This is a genomic window from Bradyrhizobium sp. Ken51 (assembly GCF_055807435.1).
On the sequence record NZ_JBVVPB010000015.1, the window covers coordinates 160,703 to 187,333 of the forward strand.

General features: G+C 63.9%; 26 protein-coding genes. 7 read left to right on the plus strand and 19 right to left on the minus strand.

What is annotated here, in order from left to right:
- Nucleotides 1-8 precede the first annotated feature (8 nt).
- The 3 genes from AC0L27_RS24625 to AC0L27_RS24635 form a co-directional block, all read right to left on the minus strand.
- A complete protein-coding gene (locus AC0L27_RS24625; protein WP_354065935.1) occupies nucleotides 9-374 on the minus strand; it encodes a YciI family protein in 366 nt (121 codons plus the stop codon).
- 66 nt (nucleotides 375-440) lie between these two features.
- The gene (locus tag AC0L27_RS24630) at nucleotides 441-848 is read right to left on the minus strand and encodes a YciI family protein (RefSeq protein ID WP_354065933.1); all 408 of its coding nucleotides are present in this window, start codon (nucleotides 846-848) and stop codon (nucleotides 441-443) included.
- Between the two features lie 100 nt (nucleotides 849-948).
- The gene (locus AC0L27_RS24635; protein WP_354065931.1) at nucleotides 949-1,311 is read right to left on the minus strand and encodes a nuclear transport factor 2 family protein; all 363 of its coding nucleotides are present in this window, start codon (nucleotides 1,309-1,311) and stop codon (nucleotides 949-951) included.
- Nucleotides 1,312-1,625: 314 nt separating this feature from the next.
- Here AC0L27_RS24635 and AC0L27_RS24640 point away from each other — a divergent pair, with 314 nt between their 5' ends.
- The 4 genes from AC0L27_RS24640 to AC0L27_RS24655 all read left to right on the plus strand — a co-directional run bounded on the left by AC0L27_RS24640 (nucleotide 1,626) and on the right by AC0L27_RS24655 (nucleotide 5,600).
- The gene (locus AC0L27_RS24640; RefSeq protein WP_275169608.1) at nucleotides 1,626-3,290 is read left to right on the plus strand and encodes a methyl-accepting chemotaxis protein; all 1,665 of its coding nucleotides are present in this window, start codon (nucleotides 1,626-1,628) and stop codon (nucleotides 3,288-3,290) included.
- A gap of 118 nt (nucleotides 3,291-3,408) precedes the next feature.
- Nucleotides 3,409-4,197: an SDR family NAD(P)-dependent oxidoreductase gene (locus AC0L27_RS24645; protein ID WP_275169609.1), complete on the plus strand. Its 789-nt coding sequence runs from the start codon at nucleotides 3,409-3,411 to the stop codon at nucleotides 4,195-4,197.
- 82 nt (nucleotides 4,198-4,279) lie between these two features.
- Nucleotides 4,280-4,717: a hypothetical protein gene (locus AC0L27_RS24650; protein WP_275169610.1), complete on the plus strand. Its 438-nt coding sequence runs from the start codon at nucleotides 4,280-4,282 to the stop codon at nucleotides 4,715-4,717.
- Nucleotides 4,718-5,246: 529 nt separating this feature from the next.
- Entirely contained in the window at nucleotides 5,247-5,600 is a 354-nt protein-coding gene (locus AC0L27_RS24655; protein ID WP_275169611.1) for a hypothetical protein, read from the plus strand.
- 107 nt (nucleotides 5,601-5,707) lie between these two features.
- Here the strand turns inward: AC0L27_RS24655 and AC0L27_RS24660 are convergent, their stop codons facing one another.
- The 4 genes from AC0L27_RS24660 to AC0L27_RS24675 form a co-directional block, all read right to left on the minus strand.
- Nucleotides 5,708-6,121 (minus strand): VOC family protein, encoded by a 414-nt coding sequence (locus AC0L27_RS24660; RefSeq protein ID WP_354065928.1) that lies wholly within the window; start codon nucleotides 6,119-6,121, stop codon nucleotides 5,708-5,710.
- A gap of 38 nt (nucleotides 6,122-6,159) precedes the next feature.
- Nucleotides 6,160-6,696 carry an SRPBCC family protein gene (locus AC0L27_RS24665; protein WP_354065926.1) on the minus strand — a complete coding sequence of 179 codons (537 nt, stop codon included), beginning with the start codon at nucleotides 6,694-6,696 and terminating at the stop codon, nucleotides 6,160-6,162.
- Between the two features lie 99 nt (nucleotides 6,697-6,795).
- Nucleotides 6,796-8,106 carry an RNA polymerase sigma factor gene (locus AC0L27_RS24670; RefSeq protein WP_275169614.1) on the minus strand — a complete coding sequence of 437 codons (1,311 nt, stop codon included), beginning with the start codon at nucleotides 8,104-8,106 and terminating at the stop codon, nucleotides 6,796-6,798.
- Nucleotides 8,103-8,471: a YciI family protein gene (locus AC0L27_RS24675; protein ID WP_275169615.1), complete on the minus strand. Its 369-nt coding sequence runs from the start codon at nucleotides 8,469-8,471 to the stop codon at nucleotides 8,103-8,105. The genes AC0L27_RS24670 and AC0L27_RS24675 overlap by 4 nt, the downstream gene beginning before the upstream one ends.
- A 143-nt stretch (nucleotides 8,472-8,614) precedes the next feature.
- On the opposite strand from AC0L27_RS24675, the gene AC0L27_RS24680 reads away from it, so the two are divergent.
- Nucleotides 8,615-9,580: a 2-hydroxyacid dehydrogenase gene (locus tag AC0L27_RS24680; RefSeq protein WP_275169616.1), complete on the plus strand. Its 966-nt coding sequence runs from the start codon at nucleotides 8,615-8,617 to the stop codon at nucleotides 9,578-9,580.
- A 118-nt stretch (nucleotides 9,581-9,698) separates the two neighbouring features.
- Entirely contained in the window at nucleotides 9,699-11,666 is a 1,968-nt protein-coding gene (locus AC0L27_RS24685) for a methyl-accepting chemotaxis protein (RefSeq protein WP_354204683.1), read from the plus strand.
- Nucleotides 11,667-11,779: 113 nt separating this feature from the next.
- On the opposite strand, the gene AC0L27_RS24690 is transcribed toward AC0L27_RS24685, so the two are convergent.
- The gene (locus tag AC0L27_RS24690; RefSeq protein ID WP_354204681.1) at nucleotides 11,780-12,424 is read right to left on the minus strand and encodes a TetR/AcrR family transcriptional regulator; all 645 of its coding nucleotides are present in this window, start codon (nucleotides 12,422-12,424) and stop codon (nucleotides 11,780-11,782) included.
- A gap of 116 nt (nucleotides 12,425-12,540) precedes the next feature.
- Here AC0L27_RS24690 and AC0L27_RS24695 point away from each other — a divergent pair, with 116 nt between their 5' ends.
- Nucleotides 12,541-13,185 carry a glutathione binding-like protein gene (locus AC0L27_RS24695; protein WP_275169619.1) on the plus strand — a complete coding sequence of 215 codons (645 nt, stop codon included), beginning with the start codon at nucleotides 12,541-12,543 and terminating at the stop codon, nucleotides 13,183-13,185.
- Between the two features lie 87 nt (nucleotides 13,186-13,272).
- Here the strand turns inward: AC0L27_RS24695 and AC0L27_RS24700 are convergent, their stop codons facing one another.
- The 11 genes from AC0L27_RS24700 to AC0L27_RS24750 all read right to left on the minus strand — a co-directional run bounded on the left by AC0L27_RS24700 (nucleotide 13,273) and on the right by AC0L27_RS24750 (nucleotide 26,575).
- Nucleotides 13,273-14,040 carry a substrate-binding periplasmic protein gene (locus AC0L27_RS24700; RefSeq protein WP_354204678.1) on the minus strand — a complete coding sequence of 256 codons (768 nt, stop codon included), beginning with the start codon at nucleotides 14,038-14,040 and terminating at the stop codon, nucleotides 13,273-13,275.
- Between the two features lie 34 nt (nucleotides 14,041-14,074).
- The gene (locus tag AC0L27_RS24705; RefSeq protein WP_354218098.1) at nucleotides 14,075-14,440 is read right to left on the minus strand and encodes a c-type cytochrome; all 366 of its coding nucleotides are present in this window, start codon (nucleotides 14,438-14,440) and stop codon (nucleotides 14,075-14,077) included.
- Nucleotides 14,441-14,543: 103 nt separating this feature from the next.
- On the minus strand, nucleotides 14,544-16,262 hold the full coding sequence (locus AC0L27_RS24710; RefSeq protein ID WP_275169622.1) for a pyrroloquinoline quinone-dependent dehydrogenase: 1,719 nt from the start codon (nucleotides 16,260-16,262) through the stop codon (nucleotides 14,544-14,546).
- A 358-nt stretch (nucleotides 16,263-16,620) separates the two neighbouring features.
- The gene (locus AC0L27_RS24715) at nucleotides 16,621-17,925 is read right to left on the minus strand and encodes a TRAP transporter large permease (RefSeq protein ID WP_354204673.1); all 1,305 of its coding nucleotides are present in this window, start codon (nucleotides 17,923-17,925) and stop codon (nucleotides 16,621-16,623) included.
- 34 nt (nucleotides 17,926-17,959) lie between these two features.
- Nucleotides 17,960-18,553 carry a TRAP transporter small permease subunit gene (locus AC0L27_RS24720; RefSeq protein WP_354204671.1) on the minus strand — a complete coding sequence of 198 codons (594 nt, stop codon included), beginning with the start codon at nucleotides 18,551-18,553 and terminating at the stop codon, nucleotides 17,960-17,962.
- Nucleotides 18,554-18,562: 9 nt separating this feature from the next.
- Complete coding sequence (locus AC0L27_RS24725; RefSeq protein ID WP_354204669.1) at nucleotides 18,563-19,561, minus strand: TRAP transporter substrate-binding protein; 999 nt, start codon at nucleotides 19,559-19,561, stop codon at nucleotides 18,563-18,565.
- Between the two features lie 39 nt (nucleotides 19,562-19,600).
- Complete coding sequence (locus tag AC0L27_RS24730) at nucleotides 19,601-21,259, minus strand: hydantoinase B/oxoprolinase family protein (protein WP_354204667.1); 1,659 nt, start codon at nucleotides 21,257-21,259, stop codon at nucleotides 19,601-19,603.
- A 2-nt stretch (nucleotides 21,260-21,261) separates the two neighbouring features.
- Entirely contained in the window at nucleotides 21,262-23,346 is a 2,085-nt protein-coding gene (locus tag AC0L27_RS24735) for a hydantoinase/oxoprolinase family protein (protein WP_354256923.1), read from the minus strand.
- Between the two features lie 141 nt (nucleotides 23,347-23,487).
- Nucleotides 23,488-24,294: an NAD-dependent protein deacetylase gene (locus AC0L27_RS24740; RefSeq protein ID WP_354204663.1), complete on the minus strand. Its 807-nt coding sequence runs from the start codon at nucleotides 24,292-24,294 to the stop codon at nucleotides 23,488-23,490.
- A gap of 52 nt (nucleotides 24,295-24,346) precedes the next feature.
- Nucleotides 24,347-25,183 (minus strand): SDR family oxidoreductase, encoded by an 837-nt coding sequence (locus AC0L27_RS24745; protein ID WP_354204661.1) that lies wholly within the window; start codon nucleotides 25,181-25,183, stop codon nucleotides 24,347-24,349.
- Between the two features lie 72 nt (nucleotides 25,184-25,255).
- Entirely contained in the window at nucleotides 25,256-26,575 is a 1,320-nt protein-coding gene (locus AC0L27_RS24750) for a solute carrier family 23 protein (RefSeq protein ID WP_354256926.1), read from the minus strand.
- Nucleotides 26,576-26,631 lie beyond the last annotated feature (56 nt).

The following is a 26,631-nucleotide window of genomic DNA, read 5'->3' on the forward strand; positions in this document are numbered from 1 at the left end:
CCCGGGGACTAACGCCCCGGGATCGGCAGCACCGGCATGACCTCGATGGATTCGCCCGGGAAGATCGCAAAATGCGGGTGGTTCTTGAACAGTTCTGCAGCGGCCTCCTGCGAGGCCGCGCGCACCACCGTAAAGCCGGTCAGCGCATTGCTGACCTCAGTGACACCGCCGGCGTCGATCCTGCGGGTCTTGCCGAGTGGGCCTCCCATCTCGACGATGACGGATTTGTGCTTTTCGACCCAGCCGTGCCAGGCAGCCATGCCTTCCTGCTCCTTCGCCTTCCGTTCAGCCTCAGGCATCGCGTGCCAGGCTGCCATTTTCGTGCCGGTCATGCTGCCGAGATAGACGGCGAGAAACGTGTGTTCGGTGCTCATGGGGGTGTCCTCAGGTTTGGTGGGTTGGAGAAAAATTCGGGACTTCGGCCGCGGCGGTCGCCTTGGTTATTTGCTCCTCAGGTCGGCAAACCCGGCGGCAGCCTCCTGCACCTCGGGTGAAAAATCGACCATCTCCTGCACCTGCCGGATCTCGATAATTTCGTTCGCTGAGGCCGGGCATCTCTTGGCCCAGGCGATCGCCTCGCCACGCGAATCGACCTCGATCATCCAGTAGCCGCCCAAGACTTCCTTGGCCTCAGTGAAGGGGCCGTCGGTCACAACAGGCTCACCGGTCGCAAAGGAGACGCGCGCACCCATCGACGGCGGATGCAGGCCGTCGAGCGTGATCAGCACGCCGGCGTCCTTCAGCGCCTCGTTGTAGCGCATCATCGCGGCGACACGCTCGGGATCGAGTTGGACATCCGGCGGCGCGGTCTCGTAGCCGAGCGGGATCATCAGCATCATGAATCGCATGGAGGTTCCTTGCTTGCTTAGTCGCCCTTACCCAAGACGAGCGAACCTTGACGAAACCGACAGGTGACGAAAATTATTCTGGAGATGATTGCGCTGGCCGCTAGCGCGCCTGCGGCAGGAAACGACCGTCCTGCCGGGCAGCGCCGAAATAGACCTCGATACGACGAACCTTGCCGCCGGCGAAGGTGAAGAACTCGGTGTTGCGAAAGCTCCTGCCATCTGTCGCCAAGCAGAGATAGGTGACGAAGGCCTCGTCGCCCTGGACGAAAATCCGCTCGATGTCGTGCCGCGCAATCCAGCCGGTGTCCCTCCAGCAATGCTCGAAATAGGCCGCCTTCTCGAGGTCGTCGTCGAACGGGCTGGTGAAGCGAAAGTCGTCCGCCAACGCGTCGGCGACCCGTTGCCGGTCGTTGCCGAGATAGGCGGCGAAGAGGTCTCGAATCAGGTGTTCGGGGTCGGTCATCGAGCGGTTCCATGGACAATCGTCTTGAAGACGGTCGACGCACGGCCGCGCCGACATCGAGCACGGCTTCAACCATGCGAAAAATAATGCAACGCGGCGGCCGTACAAATACGGGCCTCCTATGAACTCCGCCGTGCATATGAATCGAGAATGCTTGCGACCTGAGCAACATGGCGCGCGCACGTGAAATGACTGAACGGGTGCCGCCTCGTGCAGGAATTTACAGTTGCTCAAGAACAGCATGCAACTTTTTGGCTTGAGCGAACGGTATGACAATCCGGCTGATTCGCCCCTCAGCATGACGCGGAGCTTACGTGTTCAATTTCCAGAGCAAGAAAGTCAGGCACGCAGTCGCGGAGGTCGAGGCGCTCGACCGGTCCCAGGCCGTGATCGAATTCGGCCTCGACGGCACCATTCTCGATGCCAATGAAAATCTCCTCAAGATGAGCGGCTATTCGCTCTCGGAGATCAAGGGCAAGCATCACAGTATCTTCGTCAGCCCGACTGAACGGGAGAGCGCCCGTTACCGCGACTTCTGGGCCAGCCTGAACCGCGGCGAGTTCCAGACCACGCAATACAAGCGGTTCGGCAAGAACGGCAAGGAAGTCTGGGTCCACGCCTCCTACGCGCCGCTGCGCGACGAGAACGGCAAGGTGGTGAGCTTCATCAAGTTCGCCACCGACATCACGGCATACAAGGTCAAGACCATGGAGGACGCGGGCAAGATCGCCGCGATCAGCCGTGCCCAGGCCGTGATCGAATTCAACATGGACGGCACCATCGTCGCCGCCAACGAGAATTTCCTGGGCGCAATGGGCTACTCGCTCGACGAAATCCGGGGCAAGCACCACAGCATGTTCGTCACGCCGGAAGATCGCGCGAGCTCGGCCTACGCCGACTTCTGGGCGCGGCTGAACCGCGGCCAGTTCGAAGCCGCCGAATACAAGCGGATCGGCAAGGGCGGACGCGAAATCTGGATTCTGGCGACCTATAACCCTATCCTCGACGAGACCGGCAAGCCGTTCAAGGTGGTGAAATTCGCGACCGACGTCACCGCGCAGAAGATGAAGGCGGCCGACAATGACGGACAGCTCGCCGCGATCCAGAAATCGCAAGCGGTGATCGAGTTCAACATGGATGGCACCATCCGCACCGCCAACGAGAATTTCTTGAAGGCGATGGGGTATTCGCTGGCGGAGATCAAGGGACAGCACCACTCCATGTTCATCGAGCCGAACGAAAAGAATTCGGCGGCCTATCGCCAGTTCTGGGAGACGCTCAACCGCGGTGAATACCAGGCCGCCGAATACAAGCGGATCGCCAAGGGCGGCCGCGAAATCTGGATCCAGGCGTCCTACAACCCGATCCTCGACCTCAACGGCAAACCCTACAAGGTGGTGAAATATGCCACCGACATCACCGCGCAGGCGATCGGCCGCAAGAAGGCCGACAACGCGCGCGGTCTGATCGAGGCGGTCGCGGCCGGCAGCGAAGAGATGAGTGCCTCGATTCGCGAGATCTCCGCGACCATGGCAAAGTCACGCGAGAATTCGAAGGTCGCGACCACCCGCGTCGAGGCCGCCGACGGCCAAGCGCAGCGGCTGAACGCGGCGGCGCAGGCGATGAGCGGCATCGTCGAGATGATCTCGGGCATCACCGGCCAGATCAACCTGCTCGCGCTCAACGCCACGATCGAATCGGCGCGCGCGGGCGAAGCCGGCCGCGGCTTCGCCGTGGTCGCCTCCGAGGTGAAGAGCCTCGCCAACCAGGCCAAGCAGGCGACCGACACCATCACCTCCGAAATCGACGCGCTGAACACCATCTCCGGCGACGTTGCAAGCTCACTGACCGCGATCAAGGTCGCGATCGCCGGCGTCAACGAGTTCATCGCCTCCACCGCCGCCGCGGTCGAGGAACAGAGCATCGTGACGGCCGACATGTCGGCCAACATGCAGCGCGCCACGGCGGAGCTTGCTTAGGCGCCCTGCGCGGCCGCAAAAGGAGAGCCTCGAAGAGCAAAGGCGCGATAGTTTGTCGCGTCTCCTCACGGCTTTCATGGTAGGGAGACCGCCTCAACTCCCGAACCACGGATAAGCTATGACCGCCTCCCCGCAGAAAATCGCCCTCGTCACCGGAGCCGCGCGTGGCATCGGGCTTGCGACCGCGAAGAAGTTTTTGACCGAGGGCTGGCGGGTGGCGCTGCTCGACATCGAGGGTGAGCTGCTCGGCCGCGCGGTCGCCGAGATCGGCCGGGACGAGACCACGCTGGCGTTGACCTGCGACGTCTCGGACGCAGCCGCGGTTGCCGCCGCGATGGCGATGCTCGAACGGCGGTTTGGCCGGCTCGACGCGCTCGTCAATAATGCCGGCATTGCCGTGTTCGCGCCGCTGATGGAGACGTCGGAGACCGACTGGCGGCGCGTGCTCGAGGTCAACCTCACCGGTCCGTTCCTCTGCACCAAGGCGGCGGTGCCGCTGATGCGCGACGGCAATGGCGGTGCCATCGTCAACATCACCTCGATCTCGGCGGTGCGCGCCTCGACGCTGCGCTCGGCCTACGGCACCAGCAAGGCGGGCCTCGCGCACCTCACCAAGCAGCTCGCGGTCGAGCTTGCGTCCCTCAACATCCGCGTCAACGCGGTCGCGCCGGGGCCGGTCGACACCGCGATGGCAAAGCAGGTGCACACCAGGGAGATCCGCGCCGACTATCACGACGCCATCCCGCTCAACCGCTACGGCCTGGAAGAGGAACTTGCCGAAGCGATCTACTTCCTTTGCTCGGAACGATCGAGCTACATCACCGGCCAAATTTTGGCCGTCGATGGCGGCTTCGATGCGGCGGGCATCGGCCTGCCGACGCTGCGCGGCGAACGGCGGAACGGATAGACACGGCGTAGGTTGGCTTAGCGAAGCGTCACCCACCTCTTCTCGTTGACCTATCCTATGGACTCGAATTCGCGGAGGCTTCATGCGACGCGTCACCCTCATCAAGGCCTTGATGCTCGCATCCGCGCTGCTCGCCGCCACGCCTGCCTTGGCCGAAATCCGCATCATCCAGTCGCCCGGGGGACAGGTCGGGCCGTTCCTCGATTTGTTCGAGAAGGTGCGCGAGAGCGGCGAGCGCGTCGTGATCGACGGTCCCTGCCTGTCCGCCTGCACGCTGTTGCTGAGCATCGTGCCGGGCGAGCGGATTTGCGTCACCAAGCGTGCCGTGCTCGGCTTCCATGCGGCGCGCTCGGTCGATCGACGCGGGCGCTTCTACGCCGAGCCGGAAGCATCAGATGCGGTGCTTGCGGCCTATCCCGGCCCGGTGCGCGACTGGATCAGCCGCCGCGGCGGCCTGTCGTCGCGGTTGCTTCTGCTGAAGGGGCGCGACCTCGCCGCGATCTATCCGCGCTGCCGGTGATGATCAGGCGGACCCAAGCGCCCGCACCGCAGCGCCGCGCAACCACATCGTTTCGATGATCGCGAGCGTCAGCTTCACGCTCATCGCGTTGCTTCGTGAGCCAGCAAACAAGCGCGCCGGCAAAATTGGGCCGGTCACGCGCTTCGTGAGCCCTAATAATAACTCTGGATCAGCTGGCTCAATTCCATGCTCGCGCAGATGAGCATACCCCAAAGTGCAAAGTTGATCTGCAGCGCCGCCGCCATCGGTCGCTCCCCTTCCAAGTCCGCCCGCCCCAGTTTTTAGATTTATGACGAAATAAATAACGATTCTGTCCCGGAGTTCACAGCCTAATATTGCGCCAGTTGTTGTGCGATGCGGTCCGCATCATTTCACGAAGCGGCCTCACTGCTCTCGCAATGTGGTGCGACAGGAGAATCCATATTCGGCCATGTCGGCCACGCGTTTCCCTTAGGTTCCATTTGAGCGGTGCGACGCAAGCTTCGGCAAGCGGAGTTGGCGCGTCGCATACAACACCCAAGGGTCCGGCATGATGCGACACGGCTTTGTCTTGCTCACTTTTTGCGCAACACTCATGGGATGCGCGGTCGCGCCTGCGCAGGAACGCCGTCCGATCGCATGGGACGGCCTCGGTCAGGATCCGAACCGTCCCTCTGTCATGAAGCGTCGTGTGGCGACCCAAGCTCCCGCGGCGAGTGATCCGAATCAGGAGCGGGAAAAAGTACTCGGCACCTTGCGCCCGTACTCCGCGGCGTGGTGGGCAATCCATGACGAAATCGAAGCGGAGAACGACAGGCAGCTCGGGACCAAGCTCGTGATCTGCCCGCGCTGCGTTCCGTCGTCCCAATCACCGAGCAATGACGTGACAGGATCAATCCGCTGATGGACATGCTGTCGATCGGCGCATGACGCAACGGCCTCATGCGCGCCCCTCTCCCGCGTCGTCAGGGAGAGGGGATCGCCGCTTGGCGCGTCAGGCGATCGCGCCTGTCACATTCCCTCGGCCGGGCAGTTCACCATCCAGGGAATGCCGAACTTGTCGACGCACATGCCAAAACCCTTGGCCCAGAAGGTCTTGCTGAAGGGCATGGTGACCTTACCGCCATCGGCGAGTGCGTTGAACTTGCGCTCGCCCTCCGCGGGGTCCGCGACCGTGAGCGAGATCGAAAAGCCCTGCGGCTTGTGAAAATGCTCGGGCGGCGCATCCGACCCCATCAGCACGCCGCCGTCGGGCAGCGACATCCGCGCATGCATGATCGTCTTCTCGCGGCCGGGCGCAGCCGCCATGTCCGGCGGTGCGTCCGACGAACGCATCATGGCATCGATCTTGCCGCCGAGAACCTTGGCGTAATAATTGAACGCCACCTCGCAGGTGTCCTGGTAGAACAGATATGCATTGAGCATCGTTTCTCTCCTTTTGGCTTTCGTTCGGGGTGACGGCGCTACTTCTCGGTGAGCTTCTTCAGGCTCGCCAAGCCGGCCTCGAAATCCTTGCCGATCATGTTGTCCATGTTGATGAACACCTGCATGACCTTAGACAGGAACGGGGCCGGACCGGACATCGCCCACGTGACCAGTGTGGCATCGCCTTGCGGCACAAAGGTGAACTCGGCGGTGTTGTGGCCTTCGAAAGGCCGCTCGAAATCGAGCTTGATGCGGAGTTTTGACGCCGCACTCGCCTCGAGTATCTCCATATGGCCGGCGCCGACATTGTTGTTGCCGTCCCAGGCATAGGTCGCGCCCTTGCCTTGCGCGGTGCCGCCAAACGTCCGCTTCATCGCAGGATCGCGGTTCTCGTAGGGTGACCAGGCGGTCCAGCGATGGAAATCGGCGACCTGCGGATAGATCGCATTGGCTGGCGCTTTCACGGCGAGGCTGCGTTCGACGCGGAATGTGTCGGGCTTCGTCAGGGCGAAGACGAGCACGCCCACGATTCCGACTACGAACAGGACGGCGATGACGGCAATAGCTTTCAGCATGAATGGCTCCCTGGATACGGTCCTAGGACGAAGGGAGGGCGCCGGGCCCGACAAGGCGAGGCGGAAATTTTGCTACGCCCGAAGCAGGCGCTCCCTACGTCACCTTGGCGCCTTGACTTTGGCGTCTTGCCTTGCGCCGCCATTTGCGACCTTGGGCTGGCTGTCCCGGATCAGGCGATCGAGATGCATGCGGATGTGAGCCGCTTCTGCGGACGTGTTGGCGAGAGCGATGGCGCGGTCGAATGCGATGCGGGCTTCGTCGTTGCGGCCGAGCTGCATCAGGAAAGCGCCGCGCACGCCGTAGAAATGGAAGTAATTGGCAAGCTTTGGCGCCAGCGGCTCGATCAGGTCGAGCGCGGCTTGCGGGCCGCGCACCTTGGAAATCGCGACCGCGCGGTTGAGCGTCACCACCGGCGACGGCTGCACCACCTCCAGCGCACCATAGAGCAGGTCGATCTGAGCCCAGTCGGTCTCCTCAGGCGTCGACGCGCGGGCATGCAGCGCGGCGATCGCTGCCTGGATCTGGTAGGGCCCGCTGCGGCGATGGCGTATCGCCTTGTCGATCAGCGCGAGGCCTTCCGCGATCATCGTGCCGTTCCACAGCGAACGATCCTGGTCGTCCAGCAGGATCAGCGAGCCATCCGCGGCAAAGCGCGAGGCACTGCGAGCATGCTGCAACAAGATGAGCGCCGTGAGCCCCATGATCTCTGGCTCGCTCTGGAACAGCCGCAGCAGCAGCCGCGCCAGCCGGATCGCTTCCTCGCACAGCGGTTTTCTGATTTCGGCGGTGTCGCCGCTCGCGGAATAGCCCTCGTTGAAGATCAAATAGATCATCGCGGCCACACCGGCGAGCCGCTCCGAACGCTCGACCGCGCCCGGCGTTTCGAACGGCGTCCCGGCCTCCGCCACCTTGGCCTTGGCACGCGTGATGCGCTGCTCCATCGCCGCATCCGACACCAGGAAGGCGCGCGCGATCTGCTTCACCGTCAGGCCGCAGACGATACGGAGCGCCAGCGCGATCTGCTGCGTCGCCGGCAGCCCTGGATGGCAGCAGATGAACATCAGTCGCAAAATGTCGTCGCGGTAGTGCGAGCCGTCGAGCCGCTCGGCGAGCGCGCCCTCGGCGTCGTCGAGATCGGAGATCGCCTGGTCGTCCTCCGGCAGCGGCTGCTGCTTGCGGGTGCGGCGCACCTCGTCGATCGCAACGTTGCGGCCGACCATGATCAGCCAGGCCGCGGGATCGCGCGGCGGTCCGTTCTGCGGCCAGGTCTTCAGCGCGCGCAGGCAGGCGTTCTGAAACGCTTCCTCGGCGGTGTCGAGATCGCGGAAATAGCGCAGCAGCGCGCCGACCGCCTGGGGGCGCGCCGAGGTCAGCGCGGTCTCGATCCAGGCGGTATCGGCCTCGCTCACGTCAGATTCCCTCCGGGCCTGAACACGCCTACCGGGCGTACCTCATAGGCGCCACCCGGATTGGCCGATCCGAGGTCACGCGCAACGTCGAGCGCCTCGTCGAGGTTCTTGCAATCGACGATATAGAAGCCGAGCAACTGCTCCTTGGTCTCCGCATAGGGGCCGTCGAGCACCAACGGCGGATCTTCCTTGCGCAGCGTCGCTGCCGCAGTGGTCGGCAGCAGCCGCGCCACCGGGCCGAGCCGGCCCTGCTGTGTCAGCTTCTCCTGCACCACGGCGAGCTTCTTCATCACGGCTTCATCCTGGTCCTTGCTCCAGGAGCCGACGAAGTCCTCGTCGTGATAGCAAAGGATCGCATAAAGCATGGGCAGTACCTTCTCTGAACGCTTGTTTTGAAGACGATCTACTATGCCTCGCCCCGACACGGCTGCGGAAAAAAATTGCAAGAAAAATCCGACAGATCGTGGCAAGGAGGGCCATCAAAGCGGAACCTCAAGAGGCACTTCGAATGACAGTGGGCACACTGGCCGTCCTGATCAACAGCACGCAGCAAAACTGGCTGCCGGAGCGCTGGAAGGCCCGGTTCGACGCGGTCGGCGGCGGCCGCCGCGTGGTGCTGCTGCCCGATGCCGGGCTCGATCCGGCCGAGGTGCACTATGCCGCGGTGTGGAAGCCGGTGCCGGGCGATCTCGGCTCCTTCCCCAATCTGCGTGCGATCTTCAATCTAGGCGCCGGCGTCGACGCGCTGATGGCGGACAAGAGCCTTCCGAACGTGCCGCTGGTGCGCGTGGCCGTGCCCGATCTGACCGGCCGCATGACCGAATACGTCGTTCAGCACGTGCTGATGCACCACCGCCAGGAGCTTTATCTGCGCCAGTCGCAGCGCGAAAAGCGCTGGGAGCCGACCTATCAATGGCCGGCGAGCGCGGTCACGGTCGGTGTCATGGGACTGGGCACGCTCGGCACCGATGCGGCCGAAGTGCTGCGGCGGCTTGGTTTCCGTGTCGCCGGCTGGAGCCGCAGCCCGCGCACCATCGCGGGCGTCGAATGCTTCCATGGCGCCGGGCAGATCGACGCGTTCCTGCGCACGACCGATATTCTCGTCAGCCTGTTGCCGCTGACGCCCGATACACACGGCATCCTCAACCGCGACGTCTTCACCAAGCTCAACCGCAAAAGCCCACTCGGTGCGCCCGTGCTGATCAACGCCGGCCGCGGCGGCCTTCAGAACGAAGCCGACATCCTGGCCTGCCTCGACGACGGCACGCTGGGCGCCGCCTCGCTCGACGTCTTCGTGCAGGAGCCGCAGCCGAACGACAGCCGGTTCTGGACCCATCCCAAGGTGCTGCTGACCCCGCACAACGCCGCCGATACCGACGCCGATGCGATCTCGGCCTATGTCGCTGAGCAGATCGCGCGGTTCGAGGCGGGTGGTGTGCTGGAGAACGTGGTGGACCGGGCGCGGGGGTATTGAGACCTCATGTGCCACCCGAGCCCGTAAAATCACTGATCGCCGGCCGGTATCCCGTTCACCCTCTCTTAGCGAGAAGTTGATACGCGTTGTTAATCAACGCTCAACGAACGAGTCGGACATGCGCTTTACGCTCGGCCTCAGGATGCGGATCACGGTTGCGCTGGCGGTGACGGCTGCCGCGACCGCGCTGTTTGCGGTGCTCGGTGCAATGTGGATCATCGCGGGGATCATCGACCGCGCCGACCAGCGCGAGCTGCGCAGCCATTACGATGCCCTGCAATCGCGCATCGCCGAGGAGTCCCGCCGCGCCGCCGCCATGAGCGCCGTCGTCGCCGCGATGCCGGCGACGCAGGACGCGATGGCCAAGCAGGATCGCAATGCCTTGGTCAGCCTGTTCGGGCCGGTGTTTGCCGCGACCAAATCGGAGTACGGAGTCGAACAGTTCCAGTTCCACGTGGCGCCCGCGACCTCGTTCCTGCGCGTGCACCAGCCTGCTAAATTCGGCGATGACCTCTCCGGCTTCCGCAAAACCGTGATCATGGCCAATCAGGAGCACAAGGTCGTGGTTGGCCTGGAGGGCGGCCTGGCCGGGCTCGGCATCCGCGGCGTGGTGCCGATCGCGCAAGGCGGCAAGCATCTCGGCTCAGTGGAATTTGGCCTGACCTTCGGCCAGTCCTTCCTGGACGACTTCAAGACCAACCGCCATGTCGACATCGCCTTCCATCTCGCGGACGGCGGCGGCTTCAAGCTGTTCGGCGGCACGCTGAAGGGCAAGAGCTTCTTCGACGCGACCGATTACGGCCGCGCCGCCGGCGGTGACTTCACGATGCGGCAGGCCAAGCTCGACACAACGCCGGTGGCCGCGCTGCTCGGACCGATCAGGGATTTTTCCGGCAAGCCCCTCGGCGCGGTCGAACTGGTGATGGATAATGCCGACTATGTGGCCTCTGCCGACCGTGCCTGGCTGCTGGCATTCGGCATCGCCGCGCTCGGGCTCGTGCTCGCCGCAATCGTCGGCTATCTCATCGCCCGCAGCATCTCGCGTCCGATTATCTCCATCACCACGGTGATGCGCGAGTTGGCCGACGGACATCTCGATGTTGCCGTCCCCGCCAGCAAGGCGAATGACGAGGTCGGCGCGATGGTGAGGGCGGTCGCGGTGTTCCGTGACAATGCGATGAGCTTCAACAAGCTCCAGACCGATCAGCTCGAGGCCAAGGTGCAGTCCGAAGCGGAGAAGCGACGCGCGTTCGCCGCGCTCGCCGACAATTTCGAAGCCAGCATCCGCGACGTCGTCACCACGGTCTCCTCGGCCGCGGTCGAGATGGAGAACACGGCGCGCTCGATGTCTGATATCGTCGAGCGGTCACGGCAGCAGACCGGCACGGTGTCGTCGGCCTCGGCGCTCGCCTCGGAGAATGTGCAGACGGTTGCTGCCGCCGCGGAAGAGCTGTCGTCGTCGATGACAGAGATCAGCCGGCGCCTTGCGCACGCGACCGCGGTGGTCGGCAAAGCTGCGAGCGACGGACGACGGTCGAATGAGCGCGTGCAGAGTCTGGCCGACGCCGCGCAGAAAATCGGCGACGTCGTTTCCTTCATCAGCGGCATTGCCGAGCAAACCAATCTGCTGGCACTCAACGCGACGATCGAGGCGGCGCGCGCGGGCGAAGCCGGCCGCGGCTTTGCGGTGGTCGCTTCCGAGGTGAAGGCGCTGGCAACCCAGACCGCCAAGGCGACCGAGGAGATCGGCGCGCAGGTGACGGCGGTCCAAGGCGAGACCACCGGCGCGGTGGACGGCATCCAGTCGATCTGCGCCACGATCCAGGAGGTCGACGAGATCTCCGCGGCGATTGCCGCCGCCGTCGGCCAGCAGGGCACCGCGACGCAGGAGATCGCGCAGAACGTCCAGCAGGCAGCCGCTCGCACCGGCGAGGTTTCGCAAAACATCGCGGGCGTCACCGCCGGCATCGCCGCGACGGGAACAGCAGCGGAGGAAGTCCTGGGCTCGGCGATCGAGCTGTCAAAACAATCGCAGCGGCTGCGCGACGAGGTGGATCGTTTCCTCGCGCATATTCGCGCTGCGTAGCGAGGCTACAAACTCAGTGTCGTCCTGGCGAAAGCCAGGACCCATTACCCCAATGAGGAACTGCGGCGCGACGGCGTCAACTCCAAATCTTCGCCAAACCAGATTCGGTGGATCTAGCTCTTTCCTCCCACTATCACGTCGATCGTCCCCTTTACGATCGCCTCGAGCTCCTTCCGCGACACACGCGCGCGGGAGCGAATAGCGATTGAGTGCACGGTTGCTGAAGCGAGCTGCGCCAGCACGGCGGGATCGGCGCTCTCGGGCAACTCGCCTTTCTCCTTGGCGCGGCGGAAGCAACTCGCAAATGCCTTGTCGAGCTCGTTGAGGCCATCGAGCACCATCGCGCGGATGTCGGGATCGCCGACCGCCTCGGAAGCCGCCGTGACCACGGTGAAGCAGCCGCGCGGGCCGGCCTCGCCGGAGAGATAGATGTTCAGCGCGGCGGCGAAGATGCGCTCCAGCCGCTGGCGCACGGGCATCTCCTGGCGAAAGATCTCCACCATCGATGCGCGCGCTTCCTCGCGGTAGCGCTGATAGCTCTTGATGTAGAGCTCGCGCTTGTCGCCGAAGGCACCATAGAGGCTCGGGCGATTCATGCCGGTGGCTTCGCTGAGATCGTCGAGCGAGGTCGCGGCGAAACCCTGCGTGCGGAACAGGTCGAGCGCCTTGCCAAGCGCGACGTCGGGCTCATAGGCGCGCGGACGGCCGCGGCGTTTGGGTTCGCTGGCAGCAGCTGGCGGCTTCTGTTTTTGTACCATTTCGCAATTTAATCCTTGACCGCCGCTATAATATGCAAGACAGTACAAAAATCAATCTGGCCGGGTTGAGCGACACTCCAGAAGTCACATCGAGGAATTGCCCAAGGAGGCTCAAGATGGATCTTTATTTCTCGCCGCTCGCCTGTTCGATGGCGACCCGCGTCGCGCTTTATGAAGCCGGCGCCGAAGCGAATTATCTCGAAGTCGACCCGCCGACCAAGACAGTGCTGAGCGACGGCACTGACTTTCGAACCGTGAACCCGATCGGCCTGGTGCCGACACTGCGGACCGATGAGGGCGTGGTGCTAACTGAGAACGCCGCGATCCTGCAATATATCGCCGACCGCTTCCCGCAATCGGGCCTCGGCGCCGCAGCGGGCATCGATCGCACGCGGCTGCATCAATGGCTCTGCTTCATCGGCACCGAGCTGCACAAGGGCCTGTTCATCCCGGTGCTCGACCGCAAGGCGCCGCAGGAGACGAAAGCCTATGCGCTGGAGAAGAACCTGTCGCGGCTGGACTATCTCGACAATTACCTGAAGGGGCGCGACTTCCTGCTCGACCATTTCAGCGTCGCCGACGCCTATCTCGTCACGGTCATCAACTGGACCATGGCGACGCCGCCGATCGAGCTCGCCAAATGGCCGAACGTGAAGGCCTATTACGAACGCCTGCGTCAACGGCCGTCGATCGCCAAAGCGATCGCGGAAGAGTTCGAGCTGTACAAGGCCGAGCAGGCGCGGAAGAAGGCTGCGGCGTAGCGGCACTCGAAACGACCCGTCGTTCCGGCCAATGCGGCCGGGACGACCGGTTAAACAGCGCGACAGACCGCTCACCGGAACAATTGGCTATTTCGGCGTGTGGAGTACGACCCCGTAGCGTCGGTATATCCGATCGATCGTGCCATCGTTTCGCAGCCGTTCAACCGTTCCATCGATGGTGTCGCGCAATGCATCATCCGGACGGACCATGCCGACCGCGACGTTCCAGTTGAGATCGGCTATGGACTCGTCGCGATCCAGGATGCGGAATGCCTTGTCCGGATGCGTCAGGTTGAAATAACTCGCCGCGGCGGGTGTGACCGCAGCGGCATCGATCTCATGGTTTGACAGGGCATCGAGGCTGTCGCTCTCGAAGCCAAAAGTCGACGTCGGGACGTGCCGTTGACTGATGATCATGGCAGCGACGGAGCCGACCTGCACCCCGACCTTGGTATGCTCGTTGAGGCTCTGGAACGAGGCGAGCGCGCTGGATGAGGGGACGGCGAGTGCGACGCCCGTGCGATAATACGGTTTTGAGATTCTCAAGCGGGTTTCACCCTGCGCTTCGCGGTCGGCGATGACATCCAGAACGATGTCGCAACCGGCGCTCCGCATCTGGTACTGGGTGATGATCCAATCGAGTCGCAGGGAGACGCCGAGCTCGTGTGCCAGCGCCTGGCCCAATTCGATCTGAAAGCCGGGAGGATCGGCGGCCTTGCTTGCGAACGGAAGCGAGTTCGGATGGGCGCACAATCCGAGCACGCCGGACGCGCGGATCGCGTCCAGGGTTCGCCCCTGCGCAGGATTCAGCAGTGCGATCACGGCGCCGACCACAAGCGGGAGAACTGTCTTCATTCCGCGTCCTCGTATCGACATCGGCCTGGTCGATTCAGCCCTCGCGCGGCTTCAGGGCGCGGATATATTTGACGATCTGGTCGATCTGCGCGTCGGTGAAGGCCCCGCCGAATGCCGGCATCGCACCGGACTTGCCGTTCTTGATGCGGCTGTGCAGAAAGTCGTCGTCGCGTGGGGAATCCATCAATTGCGGTCCCTTGCCGGCGGCCCGACCGCCAGCAGAGTGACAAAAGCCGCAAGTCCCCGCGAATAGCTGTTCGACGTCGAACGTCACGTTGTCGGGTGCAGGAGTGGCAGACTGCGCCTGAACCGGTGCGGCATACAGCGACGAGGCGCCCAGCACCGCCAATAGCAGCGCGGTGATCTTCTTCACATGCAAGTTCAAGGTATCCAGCTCCATATCCTGAAGCGCCACGCCCCGAAGCACGAGTCCTGAAGCACACCCGAAAATTCCAATGCACGGGAAGCAAGCTTGCGCCTGCTCCCCGGCAATCTGCGATGATTTATTTCAAGCTGAAGACGACGAGCGCCCCGTCATCACGCGGCATGCTCTTGTAGACGCCGCCGAAGTTTGGCGCGTATTCGTCCGCCAGCATGCCGCCAAAGCCAGCGGCCACGGCAATGTACTGCTTGCCGTTGACGGAATAGCTGACGATGCCGCCCTGGTGGCCGGTGCCGTTGTTGTGACTCCACAGCTCGGCCCCGGTTTCGGCATCGTAAGCATGAAGGATGCCGCGGGAGTCGGGCACGAATACGAGATTGCCCGCAGTCGACAGCACGCTTCCGAGCGGCGGCTCGGGATAGCGAACCTCCCACTTCTTGGCGCCGGTGATGGGGTCGCGCGCGTCGAGATGTCCATAAATCTCTCCGCCCGGAGGGGGTACCATCTTGAAATCGGCGCCAATGTTAAGCTGGACCTGGGGCGCTGTGACCGGCGTCGTCTTCTGGACGTCGAGCGTCATGCACCATTCCTGGCCGATCTTGTAGTACAGGCCGGTCTTCGGGTTGTAGGAGCCGGCATTCCAGCTGACGCCGCCGCCAATGAAGGGGCACAGCGGCGGTTCGGTAACCTTCCCGGCCGTGAAGTCGCGACGGCCGATCAAGGCACCCGTCTTGGGATCGATATCCTTGACGAAATTGATGTTCTCAACGAGCCGCCAGACATTCTTCACGGCGAGATTGCGGTCATAGACGAAGACGAAACCGCCCTTGTTCGGGTGAACCACGAACTTCTGACCGTCGCGTTCGAGCATCACAAACTCGCCGACCGCGCTGTCGAAATCCCAGGCGTCGTGCGGCAACTCCTGATGATGGAATTTCAGCCTGCCGGTATCGACGTCGAGACCGATCACCGAACTCGTGTAGAGATTGTCGCCCGGACGCGCGCCTTGCGTCTTGTAATCGGCGCCCGACCAATCGTAGAGCGGCGCCGGGTTTGCGGTGCCCCACAGGATTGTATTGGTCTCGGAATCGTAAGTGCCCGGCATCCAGCCACCGCCCCCGCCCGTGCGCCAGGAATCGTTTCCCCACGTCTTCATGGCCTCGTCGGTGCCGGCGACGGTCAAGAACTCCCACTTCTTCTTCCCGGTGGTGGCATCCAGGCCGAAGATCGGGCCGCGGCCCGGCCATTCACCGCCTTGCGCTCCGATGACCACCGTGCCCTTCGCGTAAAGCGGCGCACCGGTGAAACCGACCGTGAGCTTCTGCGAGTCGATCAGCCTGGTTTCCCAGAGGACCTTCCCCGACTTCATATCCAGGCCAAGAACCCTGCCATCCATGGTGCCGACGAAAACCTTGCCCTCGCCGAGCGCTACGCCGCGATTATAGGGGGAATGGGTCTGACGGGAGATCAGCGCCTCGTCGAGCTCCGGAAAATGGGACCAGATCACCTCGCCTGTCGCGCCGTTGAGCGCAAAGACCCGGCTGTAAGAACCCGAGTAATAGAGCACGCCATCCGCCGCGAGCGGCATCGACTGCAGGCCGCGGGTCGAGCGTCCTGGAATATGGGTCCAGGCAACGTTCAGATTGCCGACGTTGTTTGCATTGATCTGCGCCAGCGGGCTGTAGTGATAGGATTTGTATGAACCGTGATAGGTCAGCCAATCGTTCTGACCGCCGTTCTCGATCCGCGCAGTATCCACGGACTGGGCAAAGGCTGACGACACCATCAGCGTCGCGCCGGCAACAAGAGGTAGACCAGACTTACACCAACGCTTCTTCATCCGTTCCTCCCGCTTTTATGTTTGCTTAACGTGCGTCTCACAGATGCCGCCGCGAGGGATGCTGCAGTCCGCTATCTGTCGGTTCTTCTCCATCCGATACGAGCCACGAACGGCTCGACCTCTCTCGGCGGACATCGCCAAAAGGTGCTACGTTCTCTGGACTGGTTGCAGTTGCGCTTATCCTCGCTCCGGCAGCGTACGCCGGATGACGAGGAGCGCAAAGATACAATACGTGCACGGAGCGAATTTGACGCGCGGCGCAGATTGGAAACGTCAGGTGCGCTGACCGGTTCGTTTCGCCTCGCAGATCTCAGACTGCTGCGTGCGGGGCGGTAACGCCAGGGCTCCGACGACGGATTTATCCGTACAGCACCCTCGGGAGGATCGTGACGATGCCGGGCCAGAGCGTCAGCAGCAGCACGAAGCCGACCATGATGAGGAGATAGGGCATCGTGACACGCGCGATGTAGCCGAGGCCGTCGTCGGTCAGGCCCTGGATCACGAACAGGTTGAAGCCGACCGGCGGCGTGATCTGAGCCATCTCGACCGCCAGCACCAGGAAGATGCCGAACCAGATCTCGTCGAAACCCGCGCCCTTCACGATCGGCAGCACGATCGGCAGCGTCATCACGATCATCGAGAAGCCATCGAGGAAGCAGCCGAGGATCAGATAGAATAAAATCAGCACCACGATCAGCATGAAGGGCGACAGCCCGAGCCCCTTGACGAAGGCGGCGACTGTTTGCGGGATGCCGAGGAAGGCCGCAGCGTTGCCGAGAATCGAGGCGCCGAGCACGATCAGCGCGATCATCGAGCAGGTCACGACCGAGCCGATCAGCACGTCACGCATCACCTGCTGCGACATCGAGCCCTGCGCCCAGGCGACCAGCGCCGCGCCGAACACGCCGACAGCTGCGGCCTCCGACGGCGTCGCCAGTCCGCCATACATCGAGCCGAGCACGCAGGCGATCAGGAACAGCGCCGGCGCGAGGTCCTTCAACGCCGCAAAACGTTCGCGCCAAGGCACCTGCGAGAGTTTGGCTTCCGTCTCCGGCACCATGCCGGGGTTGAGGGTCGTGTGCAGCATCACCCACCCCATGAAGGTGGCGGCCAGCAGCAGGCCGGGCAGCACGCCGGCCGTGAACAGTTTCAGGATCGAGACGTCGCCCAGCACGCCATAGATGATCATGATGTTGGACGGCGGGATCAGGAAGCCGAGCGTGCCGGCGCCGGCGAGCGAGCCGATCGCGATGTCGCGGGAATAGCCGCGGCGTGTGAGTTCGTTGAGCGACATGCGGCCGATCACCTGCGTCGTCGCCGCCGACGAGCCGGAGATCGCCGCGAAGATGGTGCAGCCGATCACGTTCACATGCAAAAGACGACCCGGCAGAAGCCCCGCCCAGGGCGCGAGCCCCTGGAACAGCGAACGTGACAGACGGGTGCGAAACAGCAACTCGCCCATCAGGATGAACAGCGGCAACGCCAGCAGTTCCTGCGTCGTCAAGATGTTCCAGGCGTATTGCGGCAGCAGCTTGTCGAGCGGGATCGAACGGAACATCGCCAGCAGCAGCGTCGCAGTGAGCGCAAGCGTCAGGCCAATCCATACGCCGCACGCCAGAAGCGCAAACAGCATCGCGAAGAGAGCAACGACTTCGATGGTCATGGAACCCGGTGTCCGCTGGCTGGCGCGTGGGCGATCATTCGACGGGCGAGGCCTTCATGCGGTGATCCTCCAGCGGCAGGCCGAACACGGCCTGGATCGCGCGCGCCAGGAACTGGAGCGTCAGCAGCAGCATGCCGAATGTGACGACGGCCTGCGGAAACCATAGCGGGGTGTCGCTCGAGGTCGAAACCTGGCCGCGCACATAGGCGCCGAAGGCGAACTTCGCCATCGACGATGTCAGGAAGGCCATGAAGGCGAAGCCGGCGGCGGCCGACAGGATTTCGAGCGCGCGCTGAAACGGAGCCGGGACGTTCTTCAGGAGCAGCACGACACGGATATGGCCGCCGACGCGCAGGGTCATGGCAGCGCCGAAGGTGAAGGACGCCGCCATCAGATAGGAGGAATATTCCCAGGCGATCGAGATCGTGGGCGGAAAGAACGGCAGGAAGTTCGAGAGGAAGCGCGTTGCGACCTCGCACAGCATCAGCAGCGTCAGCATCAAAAGGCAGCCGCCACCGATCCAGCCGTCCAGCCGGCCAAGACGGTCAATGCCGTCGAGCAGGATGCGCAGCGGCGCCGGCGCCGCTGCGTTGAGACTCTGCGGAGCTGCCGGCGAAACGCTGACCACGGCCCGGCCTCAGCGCTTCATTTCGGCGAGATAGGCCCGCACCGGCTTGTCGGCCGTCGGCACGCGCTTGACGAAAGCGTCAAGCTGCGGCGCCGTCTTGGCGCGAATGTCGGTGATCATGGCCTCCGAGACCGGTACCACCTCCATGCCGCCTTCCTTGAGGCGATTGAGGCTGTCGACGTCCGCCTTGAGCGAGTTCGCCCAGAAGCCCGGCTCCATCTTCGCGGCGATGCCGGCGACGAGCTGCTGCTGATCGGCGCTCAGTGCCTTCCAGGAATCGAGGTTGACGGTGAGCATCTGCGACGACCAGACGTGGTTGGTCGGGTAAATGTATTTCAGGAATTCCCAGAATTTTCCGTCGACGCCCGACACGGCCGAAGTGGAGACGCCCGAGACCGCGCCGGAGGCCAGCGCCGGGATGGTCTCGCCCCAGGGAATCATCACCGGCGCCATGCCGACCACGGCAAGCATATCGACGGCGTTCTTGTCGGGCACGCGGATCTTGATGTTCTTCAACCCGTCGACATCGGCGACCTTGACCTTGAGATGCAGATATTGCGTCGGCCATGGCACGATGTAGAGGATCTTCTGGTTGTTGCGCGCGGCGACCTTCTCGTATTCGGGCCGCACATATTTGTGCAGCACCTTCAATTCGTCCATCGAGCCGCAGAGAAAGGGAATGCTTTCGACGCCCATGAAGGGCTCGTCGCCGACCTGCTGGATGTTGAGGACGTCGGCAAGCGGCACCAGGCCGTCGCGCACGGCGCGCAGATGCTCGGGGCCCTTGAAGCCGAGCTGGCCACCGGCCTTCACGGTGATCGCGACCGAGCCGCCGCTCTGCTTCTTCACCTCTTCCGCGAAGGCAAACGCGTTCTGGGTGTGGAAATTGCCGTCGGGCCATACCGTCGACATGTCCCAGCTCACCGTCGCCGCCCGCGCGCGGGTCGAGATGTGGCCGGCTGCGAGCAGCGTCGCTGCGCCCGCTGTAAAATTCCGTCGCGTGATCATTGAGCCCCTCCGTTTGCTACGCGCATGACGCCTCAGGCGTCATCGCGTATGCCCATAAACTGCAACCGCGTTGTCGGCAGACACGAGGCCGCTTTCGATGTCGTCGTTGACGGCTGTCGGCGCGCGCTCCCGGGGATCGCCGATGCCGGCACCGCCTGGTGTCAGCACCACCAGCCGGTCGTCCGGCGGCACTTGTTGAAAGCCCTTTCCACGCAGCTTCTTGCCGGACTTCAGGCCGACATAGCCGGCCTCGCCGTTCTTGCCGCCATCGCGGCCGCGCGGCGGATGATCGATGCGGTCGAACGCCGCCAGGATGTCGAACGGCGCATCGACGCCGCTGCCGACCTCGATGATCTGGCCTAGGCCACCGCGGGTGCGCCCTGCTCCTCCGGAATCCGGACGCAGCTCCTTGCGCCAGAAGATCAGCGGCGTCTGCGTCTCGGCGATCTCGACCGGCGTGCCGCGCACGCCGCTGGGATAGGCAGTCGCCGACAGCCCGTCCTTCGCAAAACGCGCGCCGGTGCCGCCATTGGAGGTCACCGCCATCGAGAATCCGTAATTGCCGCCGGCGCCCGAGCGGGTCTGTCCGCGAACGTTGAGATTCCACAGGCACGAGGTGCCTTCCGCGGGCACGCGCTCCGGAATGATCTGGCGCAGGCAGCCGAACACGACGTCGGGCAGCATCTGGCCAATGATGTGACGCGAGGCGACCGGCGCCGGCTTCGGCGCATTGAGGATCGCGCCTGGGGGAGCCGACACCGTCAGCGGCGAGAGCGAGCCGGCATTGTTCGGGATCTGCGAAGCGACGACGCACCCGAGACCGAACACGGTGTAGGCGATGGTGTAGGACAGAGGCACGTTGATGCCGAACCTGGACGCGGCCGAGGTGCCGTCGAAATCGACGTGGATGCCTTCGTCCGAGATCGTCAGCGTCGCCTCAAGCGAGACCGGCGCGTCATAGCCGTCGACCACCATGGTGTTGCGCCAGGTGCCCTTCGGCAGTTTGGCGATCTCGGCCAGCACGGCCTCGCGCGAGCGGTCGCAAATGTAGTCGCCGAGCGCATCGAGCGTGTCGATGCCGAACTCGGTCATCATCTCGACCAGGCGCTCGCAGCCGACGTCGTTGCAGCCGGCGAGCGAGTAGGTGTCGCCCTCGGTGTCGATCGGCAGCCGCGTGTTGGTGCGGATCATCGCCATCAGCGTCTCGTTGACGACGCCCTGGTCGATCAGCTTCAGCATAGGGATGTAGAGCCCCTCCATGAACACGTCGGTGGCGTCGGGTCCGAAGCCGATGCCGCCGATGTCCATGAGATGGCTGGTGCAGGAAAACAGCGCGACCGGCTTGCCGTCCTTGAAGCAGGGCGTGGTAACGACGAAATCGTTGAGATGGCCGGTGCCCATCCAGGGATCGTTGGTGATATAGGCGTCGCCCTCCTTCATCGTCTCGATCGGAAAGTGGGCGATGAAGTGCTTGACGGATTCCGCCATCGAGTTGACGTGGCCGGGCGTGCCGGTCACCGCCTGCGCCAGCATCCGTCCCTTGAGGTCGAACACGCCGGCCGAGAGGTCGCCGCATTCGCGCACGATCGGGCTGAAGGCGGTGCGGAGCAGCACCTGCGCCTGCTCCTCGACCACGGCGATCAGCCGGTGCCACATGATCTGAAGGTCGATCAGGCTCGCGCCGCTTGCCTTGCTCATGATCAGGCCGCCTTCCGTTCCATGACGATGCTGCCGGCACCGTCGATATGCGCGTCAAAACTGTTGGAGACGAAGGTGGACGTTTCGTCCTCCGCAATCACGGCGGGACCTGCAATCGTCGCGCCTGGCGCCATATCCTCGCGGCGGTAGAGCGGGATCTCGATCACCTCCCCCGCCCGGCCATCGAAGAACTTGCGGCTGCCGGTCGCCTTCCCGGCGGGCCTGCGCGTGACGGCCGCGACCGTAGCCGGATTGCGCGCCTCGGTCGTCGCAAGCACGGACCAGCTCAACACCTCGATCGCCGCACCCGGGATCGATCGCTCGAACATCGCCGCATAATCCGCTTCGAACTTCTGGCGCAGGCCGGCCAGATCGGTCGGCGCCAACCGCCGGTTCGGCAACTCGATCGAGATCTCATGGCCCTGGCCGACATAGCGCATGAAGGCGGCGCGGCGCTCGCGCACCGGCGCACCTGCTGCCCCGGTTTCGACCAGCGCACGCGCCTCGGTCACCATCTCCTGGAGCAGGTCGGAAACACCATCGGTGTCGAAATCGTCGAGCCGGACATGACGGCTGCGCACCAGCTCATAGGCGATCGGAGCCGCAAGGAAGCCAACGGCCGAACCGACGCCGGCATTGGAAGGGACGATCACGCGAGAGACACCGATCTTCTCGGCGACGCGCGCTGCATGCAGCGGTGCCGCGCCGCCGAAGGCGATCAGCGTATGCTGACCGACAATCTCCCCGCGCTCGACCGCGTGCACGCGCGCCGCGCTCGCCATGTTCTCGCAGACGACCTCGTGCACGGCATAGGCCGCAGTCTCCGCCGACAGACCGAGCGGCTCGCCCACGGCGCGCAGCAGGGCCTGCTTCGAGAGTTCAGGGTCGAGCTTGATCGTTCCACCCGCGAAGTCGTCGGGATCGATCATGCCGAGCGCAACGTCGGCATCCGTCACGGCCGGGCGCAGGCCGCCGCGGCCGTAACAGGCGGGCCCGGGCTCCGAGGAGGCACTCTCCGGGCCGACCGTGACGCGCTTCATCGCATCGACATGGGCGATCGAGCCGCCGCCGGCGCCGATCTCGACCATCTCGATCACGGGAATCCGCACCGGCAGACCCGAACCTTTCAGGAAGCGTGCAGCGCGATCGACCTCGAACACGCGCGAGGTCTCGGGCTGGTATTTTTCGATCAGGCAGATCTTTGCCGTGGTCCCGCCCATGTCGAAGGACAGCACCTTGCTCTCGCCGAGACGCGCCGCGATCTGCGCCGCGAAAATGGCGCCGCCGGCAGGACCGGATTCGACGAGGCGCACCGGAAAGCGCCGCGCCGTCTCGATCGAGGTGACACCGCCGCCGGAGGTGACGAGATAGATCGCGCCGCGGTACTGCTCGACCTGCAAGGCATCGGACATGCGGGCAAGATAACCGTCGATCAGCGGTTGCACATACGCGTTGGCCACCGCAGTCGATGTCCGCTCATATTCGCGGATCTCCGGGCACACCGCGGACGATACGGTCACGGAAATGCCGGGCATCTCCTCGCTGATGATCGCGGCCGTGCGGCGCTCGTGCTCGGGATTGGCGTAGGAGTGCAGGAAGGCGACCGCGACGCTCTTCACGTTCAACGCACGCAATCTTGGCGCGAGCGCACGCACCGCAGCTTCGTCCAGCGGGAGGCGGACGCCACCGTGGGCGTCGATACGCTCCGGCACGGTGAAGCGCAGGGATCGCGGCGCCAGCGGCTTCGGCTTGTCGATGGTGAGGTCATACTGGTCGTAGCGGCTCTCGGTGCCGATATCGAGCACGTCGCGAAAGCCCTCGGTCGCGATCAGCGCCGTCTTGGCGCCGCGACGCTCGATGATGGCGTTGGTCGCGAGTGTCGTGCCGTGAATGAAGACGTCGATGTCGCTGATATGGGCACGCGCATCAGCGAGAATGAGCCGCATGCCATCGAGCACCGCCTGTTCGGGCCGCTGCGGCGTCGTCAGCAATTTGCGCGTCTTGCGATCCTGCCCCACGTCCAGCACGATGTCCGTGAACGTGCCACCGATATCAACGGCAAGCCGCACCTCGGCTCCCTCAAGCATTCCAAATTCTCCGTGCTGATCGTCAAGACTGAGGACAAAAGCGCAGCAATTTCCATGCCATGGATGACAAGGAACATGCTGTGTCCAGCTATTCTGCTTGGCACCTATGCAATAGGCAAGGCGTGTTCGCAGCCCGCGCGATCAGAGCAGGAATGCAAGCGCCGCTTCGCAGCGCTCCTCGACCTTCAGGGTGAGGAGATCATCGGCCCGGGTGCGTCCGAGATTGACCGCAGCGATCGGGATTTGCCGTTGCGCAGCAGCCTGCACGAAGCGGAAGCCGGAATAGACCATCAGTGACGAGCCGACGATGAGCATGGCGTCGGACTGCGCCAGATGATCCTGCGCGGTAGCGACCACGTCGCGCGGGACGTTCTCGCCGAAGAACACGACATCGGGCTTGAGGATGCCGCCGCAGGCTTCGCAAGGAGGCACCTGAAACGACGAAAAATCCGCATGCTCCAGGTCGGCATCGCCATCGGGTGCGTCGGCGGCATCGAGCGTCAACCATTCCGCATTGGCGTGGCCGAGCGTCTCCTGGAATTCGCTCCGCGGCGTCTTTCGGCCGCAGCCCATGCAGCGGACCAGATCGAGCCTTCCGTGCAAGTCGATCACCTGGCGGTGGCCGGCGGATTGATGCAGCCGGTCGACGTTCTGGGTCAGCAGCATTCCGCAACGCCCGCTCGTCTCGAGCCGGGCGAGCGCGTGATGCGCATCGTTCGGCCTCGCTTGGCCGAACCGCCGCCAGCCGATCAGGCTGCGCGCCCAATAGCGCCGGCGCGTATGCTCTTCAGACATGAACGCCTGGAAGTTCACCGGCTGGGTTCGCTTCCAGTTGCCGTGACTGTCGCGATAATCGGGAATGCCCGAATTGGTGCTGCAGCCAGCACCGGTCAGCACGAACAGATTTTCGTGCTGGCCGACGAAATCCCGGAGCGGATGGTTTGTCATGGCGCAGATGTAGTCTGCGCAGGCCGGTTTCGCCAGATGGCGAGGAAGCCCGCTAGCTTGCCCAGTTCTCGCGGAATTCGGGAAACAGCGTCAGGCCTCCGCAGGCGTAGATGGTCTGCCCCGTGATATAACTGGCATCATCCGAGGCGAGGAAGGCGAACACCGCAGCGATCTCTTCCGGCGTGCCGACGCGACCCAGCGGAATGTGGCTGGAGACCACGCCGCGCTTTTCCGGATCGCCGGTCCAGGCCGCGTTGATCGGCGTATCGATCGCACCGGGCCCTACCGCATTGACGCGAATGCCGCGGCCGGCGAATTCCAGCGCCAGCGTGCGCGTCAGATTGGCCATGCCGCCCTTGCTGATGGAATAAGCGAGGTAGCCGGGTTTCGGGATGATCTGGTGCACGCTGGAGCAGTTGATGATGCTGCCGTCTGCGCCGCGCGCGACGAAATGGGCGAGCGCCTTCTGGGCGCAGAACACGGCGCCGTTGAGATTGACGTCGATGATGCGGCGGTAAGTTTCGATGTCGAGCGCTTCGCTCGGCGATTCCCGCTGGAAGCCGGCATTGTTGACGAGGCAGTCGAGGCGCTTCCAGCGCGCCAGAATGGTCTCGAACATCGCGGCGACCTCTTGCTCATGACCGACATCGGCCTTGACGATAATGTGATCGAGCCTGCCGTGGCCGCGATCACCCGATGCCGTCCGTGCCAGCGCGAGCGTCTCCTCGGCCCCTTCAGGGTGACCGAAATAGTTGATGGCGACGGTCGCGCCCTCCTGAGCGAGCCGGATGGCGACGGCACGGCCGATGCCTTGTGAGGCGCCGGTCACCAGCGCGTGCTGGCCGACAAGACGCGAGTGAAACGAGGTCGAGCGAGCGGTTTGTGGCATGGGTTCTCTCCGGGATGCCTGATCAGCGACGGAACCGGCTTTTTGTTCCATCCCTCAGCGCATCGCTGCGATTCATTCGGCGCGGCGCGCGAATGGCGAGGTCAGTATCTGATACAGGATGATAGCGCCAAAGGTTGCGGTGCCGATCCCGCCGATCGTGAAGGCGCCGAATTTGAGCGTGAGATCGCCGGCGCCTGCGGTGAGCGCGACCGCGATGGTGATCAGGTTTGCCGGACTTGAGAAGTCGACCTTGTTCTCGACCCAGATCCGGCCGGCCATCGCGGCAATCAATCCGAACAGCACGATCGAGAGCCCACCGATGACGGGACCAGGGATCGACAGAATCAGCGCGCCGAATTTCGGCGAGAAGCCGAGCAGGATGGATACCATGGCCGCGAACGCAAACAGCAAGGTCGAATAGACCTTCGTGGCCGCCATGACGCCGATGTTTTCGGCATAGGTGGTAACGCCGGTGCCGCCGCCGAAAGCAGCCACGATGGTTGCGAGGCTGTCGGCGAGCAAGGCGCGGCCGAGATAGTCATCGAGGCTCCGGCCTGTCATGGCGCCGACGGCCTTGATGTGACCGAGGTTCTCGGCGACGAGAATGATCGCGACCGGCGCGATCAGGACGATCGCATCGGTCTGGAAGGTCGGCGTGGTAAAACTCGGCAGGCCGATCCACGGCGCGGCCGCAAGCTGGGTGAAGTCGATCGGCTTGCCGAAGCCGAGGCCGTTCGCGAACAGCAAGTACACAAGATATCCGCCGATCGCGCCGAGAATGATCGGCAGGCGGCGCCACAGGCCCGGTGCGCCAACGGCAACCACGGCGATGATCAGAACGGTCGCGAGCCCGATTCCTGTGTCGAATGCATTGGCGCTCACTGCCTTGACCGCCACCGGCGCGAGGTTGAGGCCGATCGCGGCGACCACGGCGCCGGTGACGGCCGGCGGCAACAGCCTCTCGACCCAGCCAACCCCCGACCACATCACGATCAGCGCGATCACGCCGTAGAGCACGCCGGCCCCGACGATGCCGCCAAGCGCAACCGACAGGTTCGGGTTCGGCCCGTGCCCGGCGTAGCCGGTGGCCGCGATCACGACGGCAATGAACGCGAAGCTTGAGCCGAGATAGCTCGGCACGCGCCCCGCGACGATGACGAAGAAGATCAGCGTGCCGACGCCTGAAAACAGCACCGCAACATTTGGATCGAACCCCATCAGCAGCGGCGCGATGATCGTGGAGCCCGACATTGCGACGCAATGCTGGAGACCGGAGACGACGGTCTGGCCAAGCGGCAGCCGTTCCTCGGGCATGATCACGCCGGAGGACTTCAGAGTCCAATGCGGGAAATAGCCTCGCGCTCGCTCGTCGGAGCCCGTTGCAATCGGCATGTTCCCCCCAGTTGCGGTGCAGCGACCGATCTTCGTGCGAACAGACAAAAATGTGA